Origin of the sequence: Paenibacillus maysiensis, assembly GCF_000520815.1 — a bacterium.
In the GTDB taxonomy this organism is placed as follows: domain Bacteria; phylum Bacillota; class Bacilli; order Paenibacillales; family Paenibacillaceae; genus Paenibacillus; species Paenibacillus maysiensis.
Map to the genome: position 1 here is coordinate 26,442 of NZ_ASRY01000084.1, position 13,716 is coordinate 40,157.

The 13,716-nt window shown below is 47.1% G+C and carries 12 protein-coding genes; all 12 read right to left on the reverse strand.

The features are described from left to right. Window positions 1–30: 30 nt before the first annotated feature. The 12 genes from L696_RS0105890 to L696_RS0105950 all read right to left on the reverse strand — a co-directional run bounded on the left by L696_RS0105890 (window position 31) and on the right by L696_RS0105950 (window position 13,702). Entirely contained in the window at window positions 31–558 is a 528-nt protein-coding gene (locus L696_RS0105890; protein ID WP_025682819.1) for a hemerythrin domain-containing protein, read from the reverse strand. 22 nt (window positions 559–580) lie between these two features. Further along, a complete protein-coding gene (locus L696_RS0105895) occupies window positions 581–1,228 on the reverse strand; it encodes a response regulator transcription factor (RefSeq protein ID WP_023989699.1) in 648 nt (215 codons plus the stop codon). A gap of 7 nt (window positions 1,229–1,235) precedes the next feature. Further along, the gene (locus tag L696_RS0105900; protein WP_025682820.1) at window positions 1,236–2,300 is read right to left on the reverse strand and encodes a PAS domain-containing sensor histidine kinase; all 1,065 of its coding nucleotides are present in this window, start codon (window positions 2,298–2,300) and stop codon (window positions 1,236–1,238) included. 1 nt (window position 2,301) lies between these two features. Then, on the reverse strand, window positions 2,302–2,754 hold the full coding sequence (locus tag L696_RS0105905) for a GAF domain-containing protein (protein WP_025682821.1): 453 nt from the start codon (window positions 2,752–2,754) through the stop codon (window positions 2,302–2,304). Window positions 2,755–2,799: 45 nt separating this feature from the next. Next, the gene (narI, locus tag L696_RS0105910; RefSeq protein WP_025682822.1) at window positions 2,800–3,483 is read right to left on the reverse strand and encodes a respiratory nitrate reductase subunit gamma; all 684 of its coding nucleotides are present in this window, start codon (window positions 3,481–3,483) and stop codon (window positions 2,800–2,802) included. Then, the gene (gene narJ, locus L696_RS0105915; protein ID WP_025682823.1) at window positions 3,483–4,049 is read right to left on the reverse strand and encodes a nitrate reductase molybdenum cofactor assembly chaperone; all 567 of its coding nucleotides are present in this window, start codon (window positions 4,047–4,049) and stop codon (window positions 3,483–3,485) included. The genes narI and narJ overlap by 1 nt, the downstream gene beginning before the upstream one ends. Next, window positions 4,042–5,619, reverse strand: coding sequence for a nitrate reductase subunit beta (gene narH / locus L696_RS0105920; RefSeq protein WP_025682824.1), 1,578 nt, complete (start codon window positions 5,617–5,619; stop codon window positions 4,042–4,044). Before narH ends, narJ begins: the two co-directional genes overlap by 8 nt. Beyond that, entirely contained in the window at window positions 5,609–9,283 is a 3,675-nt protein-coding gene (locus L696_RS0105925; RefSeq protein ID WP_025682825.1) for a nitrate reductase subunit alpha, read from the reverse strand. The genes narH and L696_RS0105925 overlap by 11 nt, the downstream gene beginning before the upstream one ends. Before the next feature lie 230 nt (window positions 9,284–9,513). Further along, window positions 9,514–10,185, reverse strand: a complete 672-nt coding sequence (gene modB / locus L696_RS0105930) for a molybdate ABC transporter permease subunit (protein WP_425339301.1) — start codon at window positions 10,183–10,185, stop codon at window positions 9,514–9,516. Between the two features lie 185 nt (window positions 10,186–10,370). Continuing rightward, window positions 10,371–11,072, reverse strand: coding sequence for an iron-sulfur cluster repair di-iron protein (gene ric / locus L696_RS0105940; protein WP_025682827.1), 702 nt, complete (start codon window positions 11,070–11,072; stop codon window positions 10,371–10,373). A 109-nt stretch (window positions 11,073–11,181) separates the two neighbouring features. Further along, the gene (gene hemG / locus L696_RS0105945) at window positions 11,182–12,603 is read right to left on the reverse strand and encodes a protoporphyrinogen oxidase (protein WP_025682828.1); all 1,422 of its coding nucleotides are present in this window, start codon (window positions 12,601–12,603) and stop codon (window positions 11,182–11,184) included. Beyond that, window positions 12,587–13,702, reverse strand: a complete 1,116-nt coding sequence (locus L696_RS0105950; protein WP_025682829.1) for a TIGR04053 family radical SAM/SPASM domain-containing protein — start codon at window positions 13,700–13,702, stop codon at window positions 12,587–12,589. The genes hemG and L696_RS0105950 overlap by 17 nt, the downstream gene beginning before the upstream one ends. Window positions 13,703–13,716 lie beyond the last annotated feature (14 nt).

Sequence of the window (13,716 nt, forward strand, 5' to 3'; positions counted from 1 at the left end):
GCCGCTTCTATATGAAGCGACTTGGTCTGTTCAAGAGATAAGCGTATTTAATTTGTCACATAACCTGGTCAGATCATTCCGATTGATCTGTTGCTCTGCCATAGGAAAAAGTACAGTTTCCTCTTTTATAAAATGTACAGTCAGCACTTCGAAGGCCTCACCCGCGTTCTTGGCTGCCTCCTGAATCTCATCAAGCGTGAGCAAACTCAAATCGCCCTCCGTCTGATAAAGGAAATGACCGATATAGCCTTCTATTTCACGGTGCTCCTCCTGTATACCGACGAGCGGCCCCTGTTCAAAACCAATGTAGGTTCCTAGCAGAGAAAAGAAGTGTTCTTCTTCCTTTTCGGTATGTTTCTTGAGGGGTACCATAAAATCGATAATCTGCATTCTCAGCTTTTCCAGTTGCTTGCGGCCTTCTTCCAAATCTAGCATTCTGTGCTCAAACCACAGTACAATGGCATGCCATTCATCCATCAGATATGTTAAATATCGATGCTCATTTTCAAGAATACGCATGGCGGGTTTGGAAAAGCGCATTTTCTCATTTTCCAGCACGCGGATTTCCTCCATTCATCGGCTAAAAATCCAGCATTTTTTTCTTTAATGCATATTGGACCAGTTCAGGCCGGCTTCTTAAGTTCAATTTCTCCATGATTTTCGCTTTGTTCGCTTCCACCGTCTTGACAGAGATGAACAGCTTTTCCGCAACTTCCTTGTTACCGTAACCTTTTGCGACCAGAGGCAGAATCTCCAGTTCCCGCTTGGACAGGATCTCATACGGATCTTCTGATTGTGACGTCGTATCTTTCTTGATGAACTCACGAACGAGAGAGGTGGCCATTTTAGGATGGATATAAGTCCCACCCCCATGAATGGTTCGTATAGCAAGCAATAGCTCCTCATCTGGAGCATTTTTCAAAACGTATCCTGAAGCACCATTCTTTAAAATATGAAAAAGATATTCTTCATCGTCATGCATGGTCAGAATCAGAATTTTAGTATCAGGGTGGTCCTCTTTAATCTTGCCTGTGGCGATCAATCCACTTTCGCCTGGGGGCATGCTGAGGTCCATGATTAGAATATCCGGACGATATTTAGCTACCATCGTATACGCTTCAATGCCATCCGCAGCCGTTCCGACAACCTCCATATCCGATTGGAAGTTCAAAATCATGGAAAATCCGCTTCGTACAATCGCATGGTCATCCGCTAGCACAATTTTGATCAAGTCTCTATTCCTCCTCTTGGCCAATCGGAATTTGTAAAAAGACTTTGGTTCCCTGACCAACATTTGAAAGGACGCCAAAACTTCCGCCTACCAGCTCTGCTCGCTCCTGCATACCATATAAACCTAGTCCCGTTCCAATAGGATTGCTCCCCTTTTCAAAGCCAATTCCATCGTCCTCTACAGTCAAACGAAGCATATGATCGTGCTCAGTCAAAGAAACTTTAACCATGTCTACCTGGGCATACTTCAAGGCATTGAGAACAGCCTCCTGGCAGACACGGTAAATGACCGTTTCCTTTTCACTTCCATATCGCTTTTGGGGAAGATCCGACACAAATTCAACGACAAGACCAAAGCTTTGTTCAACCCTCTTAAAGTGAGAACGAAATGCCGCTTCAAGCCCAAAATCATCAAGTGTGGCGGGGCGTAGTTCCACAGACAGGTTGCGGATATCATCCAGCAATCGCGTCATGGATGCTTCAGTCTGCTTCATGTTTTTGATGAGCTGTTCATCATTCGTCATGTATTTTAACACTCGTAGTTCAACAACCGCGCTCATCAATTCCTGGGCGACGCTGTCGTGCAGTTCCCTGGAAAGCCGTTTACGCTCATTTTCCTGTGCTTCAATGACATGCTTCATCATTTTGTTTTGATATAATTTTTCCTGCGTCTGAAATTGTGGAGTCAAGTCTCTCAACATCAACACCCGTGTTCCATGTTCAGAATCAATGGTGTGAAAAGAAGCGGCATAGGGAATCATTCCGTTGCTCTTCGTTTCCAGATATACCTGAAAAGAAGCGAAATCCTTGGATTCTGGCATATTGAAATAACAGTCAAGGCAGGTACGGGGCTCCGTTTCGCTTGTATAGCCCCTGCATGTTCCACATAAAGCTTTGTCCTTCCCTTCATAGAGTTGGATGAGGACGTCATCGCCCACAATCTCCTCAGCTGCCGGGTTCATGGCTAGGGTATTCCCTTGCCTGTCAAAAAAGAAAATGGCTTCCGTACTGTTCTCAAACAACTTCACCATTAGCGCACTTAAAGAGCCAGTCCCTACAGACAATGTCAATTCACATCACTTCCTTCCCGTTCAACTCTCCAATTCCCCTATGCGCCATGGCTTCCAAATCACGCATCATGGCTTCGGTCATCAGCTGTTCTTCCCGAAATCCACCAAGCAGTACGCCCGCGACGCGAGCATCATTCCATAGGGGAACAGCCCCGAGACTCTTGAGCTTCTCGGATTGAACGATCGGATAGTTAAACAGGTTGTCTGCCCCCACATATTGATAAATAGATGGAATGAAAACGGATTTCCCGGTTTTAAACACGATTCCTGCTATGCCCTTACCGGATTGCAGCACAATCCGCTTAAAGCGATCATTTAAATTACCGGCTGCATTTTTCCATTTAATTACGTATTGATATTCGGCCGGTTCAACCAGAGCAAGCGCCATGAAATCATAACCGAAATGTTCGCGTATTCGCTCAAGCTCCCTTTGATAATCCATCCTATTATTCATCGCTCTCTCCTAATAGAATTAGGAAAGAAGGCAGAGCCCGCTTTCCTAATTCGATTTATGTCTTCTGTAAAGGATATAACTTCTGCGCACATAATTCAACGGAACACTCCACACATGTACAAGCCGGGTAAACGGCCAGAATGCAAAAATCGCAAAGCCCATAAGTATATGAAGCTTGAAAGACATCGGTACGTCTCTCATCAGTGTCGGGTCAACACGGAATATGAATAAACCGCGGAACCAGATCGAGATCGTCTCCCGATAATCGAATTCCGGCTGTACCGCATTCGTTACGAGAGTCGCGAACATCCCCATGCATACAATGGCCAAAAGCAATACGTTTACAATCAGATCAGACGCTGTACTTAAACGGCGCACATTGCGTATTGTAAAACGGCGGGATGTGAGAATCAACATACCGAGGAACGTCATGGCTCCAAATATTCCACCAGCATAAACTGCTCCAATATGATACAGATGATCGTTTACACCCAGTGCATGCATCCAGGTTTTTGGTATGCCCAGACCGGACACGTGACCGAAAATAACCGGGATTATACCCAGGTGGAATAAGAGACTTCCGATCATCAATTGTTTCTTTTCAATAAATTCACTTGATTTCGCTGTCCAATTGAACTGGTCGTTTCTGTAGCGGAAAATATGCCCTACTATAAAGACGACCACGCACATATAAGGGAAAATGACCCATAAAAACTGCTCTAGCATCATCATTGCACGGCTGCCTCCTGTTCTACGCAAGCTTTAAGCGTTTCGCGCAGTCCCTTCACCAGATGAAAATACGGGCTTTCCATTTTTTCCAGCGCTTTAAGCAAATGATATGTGCCGTCTTCCAGGATCGCGATTGGCATGCGGAAGTTTTCTGTCGTCTTCGGATCTTGCGCCCATTCGGCGGCATACAGAAATTCACACATGAGCGGAAGATAATCTGGCAGCTCTCCATCCGGCATTTCAAGACCGTACATCTCATATAGCACCTTTAACTTAACCAACATTTGTCCCCGTTCTTTTGCATCTTCGAATTTAAAGTAAGTCATATATAGTGCACAATTTTTTTGAAAATCAAAGGTTTCCGTATACATTTCCTGAATCTCTTCCATACTGAACTCTTGCATAAGGGACCAGAAGGTGTTCGCATGCGCATACGCCGGATGGTTCGGATCAAATGATGCTTCCAGAAAAGCCGGATGAAAATCCAGCTTTTCCGGGTACATGAGTTGCTGGGCGAAAAACCCGAATGACGGTTTGCATTCATACAGCTTCGCTACATTAATCACGCCAAATACCCCCGTAGAAGTTTTCTTCGTACATTTCTTTGCCTGTTTTCAAAGGCTCTTCCATCCCCATTGAACTTGCCATACTACAGCCGTCACATCCAGAGCCCGAACCCATGTTTCCCATGGTATCGCCGTAACCCGCAGATCCTTGAGCTCGGTACGGATTCGAATATCCTTCTTTATGCGATGTCGGAATGACGAAACGATCCTCATACTTGGCAATCGCCAGAAGTCGATACATCTGCTCGGTCTGCCGCGGTGTCATGCCGATGCGCTCAAGACGGCTTTCATCGAAAGATTGTCCCGTGGACTGGGCACGCATATAGGAGCGCATCATAGCCATCCGTTGCAGGGATTCCTTCACGGTTTGCGTGTCGCCCGCCGTCAGCATATTGGCAAGGTACTGAATAGGGGTCCGCATCTCTTCGATAGCCGGAAAGATCATATCGGGATTCTCAATCGAGTCTTTCCCTTCAAAGTAATTCATGATCGGACTAAGTGGTGGCACATACCAGACCATAGGTAAGGTGCGGTATTCCGGATGAAGCGGGAATGCCAGCTTGTGTTCAATGGCAAGCTTGTAGACCGGCGAATTCTGCGCTGCTTCAATCCAGTCCTCCGAGATGCCGTCTTTTCTCGCCTGAGCAATCACTGCCGGATCACTTGGATCCATGAACAGGTCGCACTGCGCTTTATAAAGCTCCTTCTCATCCTGCGTAGAGGCGGCCTCGAGCACCCGATCCGCGTCATACAGCATAACGCCGAGGTAGCGAATTCGTCCTGTACATGTCTCGGAGCAGACTGTCGGCAGGCCGGCTTCCACACGCGGGAAACAGAAGGTACATTTCTCAGCTTTGTTCGTCTGCCAGTTAAAGTACACTTTTTTGTATGGACAGCCCGTCATGCAATACCGCCAGCCGCGGCAGGCTTCCTGATCCACGAGCACGATTCCGTCCTCGTCCCGTTTGTACATGGCGCCCGAAGGACAGGACGCGACACAGCTTGGATTTAGACAATGTTCGCAAAGCCGTGGGAGATAAACCATGAACGACTTCTCAAAGTTAAATTTAATCTCTTCTTCGATTTTCTGAATATTGGGATCAAGCGGACCGGTTACATGCGCACCCGCCAGGTCATCTTCCCAGTTTGGACCCCACTCCAAATCCATTTTTTCACCCGTTACCGCAGAATGCGCGCGTGCCACAGGTGAATGCTTCTGCTCGCCGGCGTTGGTCAGATGCTCGTAATTGTAAGTCCAGGGCTCATAATAATCTTTCATTTCCGGCATGTCTGGATTGTAAAAAATCTTACCTAGCGCTATCTTGGACAGCTTGTTCCCTGACTTCAGTTCCAGTTTTCCTTTGCGGAGCTGCCAGCCCCCTTTATATAGTTCCTGGTCTTCCCAGCGCTTCGGATAACCGATACCAGGTTTGGTTTCCACATTGTTGAACCACATATATTCCGCACCTTTGCGGTTCGTCCAGGTTGTTTTGCATGTCACGCTGCACGTATGGCAGCCGATACATTTATCCAGGTTCATGACCATGGCAATTTGAGCTTTAATCTTCAAGCCAGTTAACCTCCTTCATTTTACGTACCGCAACGTACACATCACGTTGGTTGCCGATCGGACCATAATAGTTGAATCCATAACTAAGCTGAGCATATCCACCGACCATCTGAGTTGGTTTTAGATGAATTCTTGTTGGTGCGTTATGACTACCGCCGCGTGTATCCGTGATTTCGGAGCCTGGCACTTGAATGTGCTTATCCTGAGCATGGTACATGAACATCGTTCCTCTTGGCATCCGGTGGCTGACAACGGTCCGGGCAGTCACGACGCCGTTACGGTTGTATACCTCTACCCAGTCATTGTCGGCAAGATCGTGTGCCTCTGCGTCTTCGTTGTTGATCCACACGGTAGGACCTCCACGAAACAGTGTAAGCATGTGCTGGTTATCCTGGTAGGTGGAGTGAATATTCCATTTACCGTGCGGTGTCAGATAACGGAGCACGAGTGAATCTTGTCCGCCTTTTATTTCCCGATCGCGCGGGCCGAACACCATCGGCGGCAGAGTCGGTTTGTAGATCGGTAATGATTCCCCAAACTGTTGGAAAATCTCATGATCAATATAGAAATGCTGTCTTCCCGTCAAAGTACGAAACGGAACGAGACGTTCAATATTCGTTGTAAATGGTGAATAACGGCGTCCCTTCTTGTTCGATCCAGTGAATACCGGTGTCGGTATAACCTCACGCGGCTGTGCCGTGATACTCTGGAAAGTAATCTTTTCCGCTGCCCGGTCGGCCGAGATGTCTTTGAGTTCAACACCGTGAAGCTCTTCTGCCTGCTCATAAGCCTTTTGCGAGACCTGTCCATTGGTCGCGGATGAAAGGTGAAGAATCGTATTGGCCACTTGGCGAGCTGTCTGGATTTTCGGCAGCCCATCTTTAATGGAATCATCGTAATAAACTCCGTTCAGCCTTTTCAATTCCTCATATTCGTCCGCTACGGAGAAGCTGACGCCATGCGCACCTGTTTTCCCGGTAGTCAAATTCGGACCGAGTGAGATATATTTATCGTGAATTTTAGTATAGTCGCGTTCGATGATGCTGAAATTCGGCATGGTTTTACCCGGAGTCGCTTCAATTTCGCCCTTTGTCCAATCCTTTACAAGACCCATCGGCTGCGAAATTTCGCCCATACTGTCGTGTGAGAGCGGCGTGGTCACAAGGTCTTTATATATTCCCGGTAGGTACTCTTTCGCCATATCGGAGAAGACTTCGGAAAGCTGGCGGTAAATATCCCAGTCCGCGCGGGATTCCCACAGTGGATTAACCGCCGGATTAAACGGATGTACGAAAGGATGCATATCTGTTGACGATAAGTCTGTTTTTTCATACCAGGTTGCCGCCGGAAGTACGATGTCCGCGTACAATGGGGTTGTTGTCATCCGGAAATCAAGTGCAACCATCAGATCAAGCTTTCCTTCCACATCTTCCCGCCAGACGATTTCCTTGGGTTTCTGTTCCTCGTTCGGCCGAGCAAGCAGGGCGTCGGATGCTCCGAGTAAATGTTTCATGAAATACTCTTGTCCCTTCGCCGAACTGGAAATCAGGTTTGACCGCCAAACAAAGAGCGAACGTGGGAAGTTCTCAGCTGCCCCAGGATCTTCCACAGCGAAGCGTGTCTTACGTGATTTGATCTCTTCCACAGAGTAATTGATGATGTCCTCGTTGGACTTCTTGCCTAATTGCGCCGCCTCTTCGGCGAACAGCAGACTGTTTTTATTAAACTGTGGATAAGAAGGCAGCCAACCCAGACGCGCTGCGAGCACATTGTAGTCTGCTGGGTGCCGGTAACTGACATCCCCACCAGTCGGTGACTTCAAGGTGTCTGTGCCACTTTCTTCATAACGCCACTGCTCCGTTGCAAAATAGAAAAACGATGTAGCATTTTGCAGTCTAGCCGGTCCTTGCCAGTCTTTTGCAAAGGCAACCGTTGACCAGCCTTCGATTGGGCGGAGCTTTTCTTGACCAACATAATGCGCCCAGCCTCCACCGTTTACGCCTTGGGAAGCGGTCAACATGACCAGGTTCAAGATGGACCGATAGATCGTGTCACTGTTGAACCAGTGATTGATCCCCGCACCCATAATAATCATGGAGCGCCCTTTGGTATCGATAGCATTTTGAGCAAATTCCCGAGCAATCTGTACCACAACAGACGCCTTCACGCTCGTGATCTTCTCCTGCCAGGCAGGAGTATAATGCGAAGCTGCATCGTAATAATCCTTGGCGTTATGAGGGCTGTCACTGCGCGCGACACCGTACTGGCTCATCATCAGATCGTACACAGTTGCTACGTAACGCTCCGAGCCATCTGCCAGGCGTACTTTTTTGGCCGGAATTACACGTTTGAACGTTCCATTACCAGCGTTATCAAAATAAGGGAATACGACTTCTTCCCATTGCTCGCCATGACCTTCCACAGTAAGCGCGGGCTCAACCTTCGTTCCGTCTTCACGTTCCAGGATCAGGTTCCATTTCTTATCCTGTTCCCAGCGCTGTCCCATCGTACCGTTCGGGACCAGCATTTCTCCTGCCACTTCGTCATATATGACCGGTTTCCAGTCCGCATGCTGCGAAACATCCCCAAGGTCACTCGCCCGTAGAAAACGCCCACCTTTCCAGACTCCTTCGTGTGGATCGAGCAGAATCATGAACGGCATATCCGTATATTGTTTGGCATAGTTAATGAACATTGGTTCTTGGCGTTCTTTATAGAACTCATCCAGAATGACATGCGTCATAGCCTGGGCCACGGCAGCATCTGTACCCGGATTCGGTGCAAGCCAATTGTCAGCGAACTTCACATTCTCCGCCAAGTCGGGAGCCACCGATACGACCTTTGTCCCCTTATAACGTACTTCCGTCATAAAATGAGCGTCCGGCGTCCGGGTAAGCGGTACGTTCGATCCCCACATGATCAGGTAACCCGCATTGTACCAGTCAGAAGATTCCGGCACATCCGTCTGCTCACCCCAAATTTGAGGAGATGCAGGCGGAAGGTCTGCATACCAATCGTAAAAACTCAACATCTGCCCACCGAGCAGCGAAATGAACCGGGCTCCCGAAGCGTAGCTTATCATTGACATCGCCGGGATTGGCGTAAAGCCCGCGATCCGGTCGGGACCGTACTTACGAATGGTATAGATGAGCTGCGCTGAGATAAGACGCAGGACATCGTCCCAGCCGACACGGACATGGCCGCCTTTTCCGCGAGCCGATTTATAGAGCTTGGCTTTCTCAGGGTCTTCCACGATGCTCGCCCATGCGTCTACTGGATTCGTATGCTCCTTAATGGCAGCTAACCAGAGCCGCAATAACTTACCGCGCATATAGGGGTATTTCACGCGTAATGGACTGTATTCATACCAGGAAAATGTAGCACCACGCGGGCATCCACGCGGTTCAAATTCCGGCATGTCAACGCCGCAGGATGGATAATCGATCTGTTGATTCTCCCAAGTGATGATGCCGTTTTTCACAAAAACCTTCCAACTACAGGAGCCGGTGCAGTTGACTCCGTGCGTCGTCCGGACCACTTTGTCGTGAGACCAACGCTGACGGTACACGTTTTCCCATTCTCTATTTTTTTCCTCAAGGATTGACCAATTTCCCGAATAGCTTTCGATCGGTTTAAAAAAGTTGAGGTTGTATTTTTTTTTCATCGATGACCAACACTCCTTTTCAGAATGAAAAACCCTAAAGCAGATTCAAGAGAAGATTCATTCGGTTACTCTCATTATGTAATTCATCCATGTTTGTTCCCATTAGGGAATGTCCTATAGCGCTACAGGAAATCCCTCGTTCTATAAAAAGATACAAAAAGCCTCCCTCTAATAGAGGGAAGCTTCTATGAAGGCGGACCCGTTTTTGCGATCGCACTTTTTGGCCTTGATTAATTGTTCTTTTGGCCGGTTAATAGGAGCATAATAAAGGAAATGACTATTAAAGAGCATGTCCAGGCCCAAGCCATAGGAAGATGACCAGCATCCACCGCTACATAAATGGCCGTCGGAATGGTTGGGGTTTTACCTGGAATATTTCCGGCAATCATCAGCGTAGCACCGAATTCACCCAGACCACGGGCAAAACCGAGCATAAAGGCAGCTTTAAGTGAAGGGAAAATTAAGGGAAAAGTTATATATCGGAAAACCTGCCATTCACTCGCCCCTATCGAACGTCCCGCTTCTTCCAACTCCTCATCAACAGAAGCAAATCCCACCTTCATCGTCCGATAGACAAGAGGGAAAGCCACAACGACCGACGCGACCACCGCAGCCCACCACGAGAATACAATGGGTTCTCCAAACCATTGCTCCACAAAACGTCCGAACCCGCTTTTTCGTCCAAGTAATATTAGCAGTAAAAAACCAACAACCGTCGGAGGGAGTACCAAGGGCAGCATAAATACGGTTTCAACGAACGTTTTTCCTTTAAACGATCCTAATCGGGACATTGACCATGCTATAACCAGGCCTGCTACGATCACCAACACGCTTGATAACAGCGCAACCTGCAACGATAATTGGATAGGAGACCAATATTCATTCCAATCCATGTCTTGCATGATCACTTCGGTATAGAAAATCCATACTTCACCACGATATCCAAAGAGTCTTGCGATTGTAGATACGCATAAAAGTCTTCAGCATCTCGGCTATGTTTTGAAGCTTTAACCCTCCCGATTGGGTTGATTGTTGCATTATGTTCGACTCCTCAATGGTTTAGTTCATCATTATGTGATGGGTTTCGTTATTGCTGTGCCTGTCTCGTACGTTCGAATAGTGTACAATTTTCAAGAAGAATATGATTAAAAATATCTGCTTCCAGATTTTCTAACCGCTTCAATACGAGCCGATGTGTACCACAAGCCTCCTGCAACGGCTCAAAACCGTTTGTGATCAAGCGCAGTTCCTTCAGTAATTCCACCACCGCTTGATGCTCGTCTTGCAACTTGGATAAATACGGATTTAGTGCATCTGCCCGTTCAACTGTCGATTCCTGTAAAAACGCTTGAATCATCGGAAACACAAGGTTTTCCTCATTTTGAATATGTTCCGATAATTCCTGTTTAAGCAAGGTGAACAGTTCATTAACTCGCTTTAGATGCGGATAACGTTCGCCGTGAACCCGCGTTAGTTTGGTTACATACGGCGTGAGCGCCGATAGTTCTTCGCGAAGCTTTGTATGATACTCATCCTGGATATAGGCGATTAGTTCTTTTGGTTCGAGTGAAGAAGGCTGCATTTGTTTTTGCTGTGTCTGACTTTCCTCCACTTCATGCACCTGCGCCAGCAGTTCACCAGCATGGAGACCTCGGTCGGCAGCTGCTTCACGGAGCGATATTTTCCCGCCACAGCAGAAGTCAATCCGCAGTTTACGGAACAAATCTCCTGTTTTTGGTACTTCTTTCACAATGTCCGCTACCCATGTTTCTTCCGTTAACTGACTCATCGTCCATTCCTCCATCTTACTTCGATTTTATGCCTCACTTTAATTCTACGTCTCTCATAAACTTGAACCAATCAGGGCGTTCCCTCTTTTACAGGAGGAAAGAGCCTTATTATAAAAAATCTGAAATCAACTGTTCAGCCGCTTCTTTCCCTTGAGCGATGCAATCTGGAATTCCAACGCCCCCATAGCCGGCACCGCATAGAAAAACACCCGGTAAATACTGTGCGAAGTCCTGTCTCACCCTCGCCATATGCTCTTTGTGTCCAATCGGATATTGCGGCATCGATCGATCACACCTACTGACTTCGGCGAATTCCGGTTCCGCTTTCAAGCCCATTAAATCTTTCAAATCTTTGCGCGCGGCATCCACAAGTTGATCGTCTGTCATCCGAATCCACTCCTGTGCGCCTGCATGTCCAATATAGGTCCGCAAAAGTGTATATCCTTCAGGAGCAGTATGGCTCCACTTTGTCGAAGACCATGTACATGCCGTAATCATTTTGCCTTCTTTGCGGGGTACCAGAAATCCCGTTCCCTCAAAAGCAAGATTAAGATCTGTGTTTTTATAAGCAAGGGCAATATTGGCTACAGAAACATAGTTAATCTCATGTAACCAACTAGCGCTTGCAACACCGGAGAATAATTTAGCCGCCTCAAAGGCTGGAACAGCGCAGATCACCGCATCCGCATCTATTTTTTGTCCATGTTCTAAAATGACCTGATAACCGCTTTCCTTCCTTACTTCAACTACACCTTGTCCCATAACAAATTGTACGGTATCGAGCCTTTCCTTTAACCGCTCCACGATTGAAGACAATCCTTGTCGATAGGAAAGAAACATACTTTTCTTGGCGATATCCGGCAGTTTGTCTTGTACAGCCGGCTTTCTCCCAGTTCCTTTAGACATACCTTTAATCAGACTTCCATGCTTTTGTTCCATGTGCTTAAATTGAGGGAAGGTTGACATGAGGCTCAGAGAATGTGTATCCCCAGCGTAAATTCCAGACAGCAGAGGTTCTGTAATCTGGTCCAGAACTTCTTTGCCGAGACGCCGTTTGATAAAATCACCTAAAGATTCGTCCGCATCACCTTTCTTCGCCGGAATGATTAAATCCAGGGCTGCCCGTGCTTTTCCCAGCGGAGAAATAAGCCCTGTCCGAATGAAAGGGGTGAGCTTCGTTGGAATGCCCAGAATGAAGCCCATCGGCATCGTATGAAGTTTGCCCTTATGCAAAATGCAAGCAGATTTGGCTTTCGGGTTTGTCGATACCAGCTCTGCTTCCAGCCCCAACTCCATGGTCAGATCCAATATTGCCGTCTTTCTGGCCAAGAAAGCATCCGGTCCTTTTTCGATCATAAAATCGTTTTGGCGAACGGTTTGCAGCCTTCCTCCCAGACGGTCGCTCTTCTCCACCAATGTAATTTCCACTTCAAGCTGCCTATCCTCAGCCAGCTTTTTCACATAAAAGGCAGCACTTAAACCGCTTATTCCTCCACCGAGAATAACGACTTTTTTAGAACTTTTTTTCATGAAAACACTTTTCCTCTCCAACCCCGGGTATATAAGCGCAATAAGGGTCACTTTCCAAATAGTCTCCTGTTATTGCAAAAGCCCTTGCTCTGGAGCCCCCACAGACGGCCTTGAATTCACAGACTCCACATTTACCTTTAAGTAGGGACTTATCTCTAAGATTGATCATGATCGGAGAGTTGCGATAAATATCTGCCAGGCTATCCTTTCGTACATTCCCGCATATAAGAGGCAGGAAACCGCTCGGGTATACTTCACCAATATGACTAATAAAAACAAATCCATCCCCGTCATTCACGCCTTTAGGAGCACGTCCTAAAACATCTGCCCTCTTTTGTCCGTCTGCTACACTGCTCTCACCTGCTCTGTGCTTTTCCTGTAGTACAACCCTCCGGTAGTGAGGAGCTTCTGTAGCCTTCACGCCGTACGGCATCTGTTGCTGTATTTGATACAACCATTTCATTACGGCTTCATGCTCATCAGGAGTAATCATATCTTTCTCCATGCCACGTCCGGTTGGAACAAGGAAAAATAAACTCCATAACACGGCCTGCATTTCCTTTACCCTTTCTGCAATTTGCTCCAGATCATGAAGATTGTACCGGGACACCGTAGTGTTCACTTGAATAGGGATATTCAGTTCCTTTAAATAACCAATTCCTCGCATGGTCGTATCGTAAGAACCCGGAGTGCCCCGAAAATGATCGTGAATGTCTGCACATGAACCGTCGAGACTAAACGCCCACCGCGATAACCCAACTTGCTTTGCTTTTTCTACCGCTGCCCGTGTCACTTTAGGGGTGGCACTGGGGGTCATTGAAACTGACAAATTTTTCTCTTCAATTGCATATTGAGCCAGTTCAAACAGATCAGGACGCATTAAAGGATCTCCGCCTGTGAATACAAGCAACGGATGATTCATTTCAGCGATTTGATCTATAAGCTTCTTACCTTCTTCTAGTGTCAGTTGGCGAGGATCAGGTTTGTACTGAGCTTCCGCTCTACAGTGAAGGCACTTTAAAGCACAAGCTCGTGTAACCTCCCAGATGACTATAAACGGGTCTGTATGATAATCACGCGGCGTTTTCAAAGATATCATTGATGTCTCTCCTT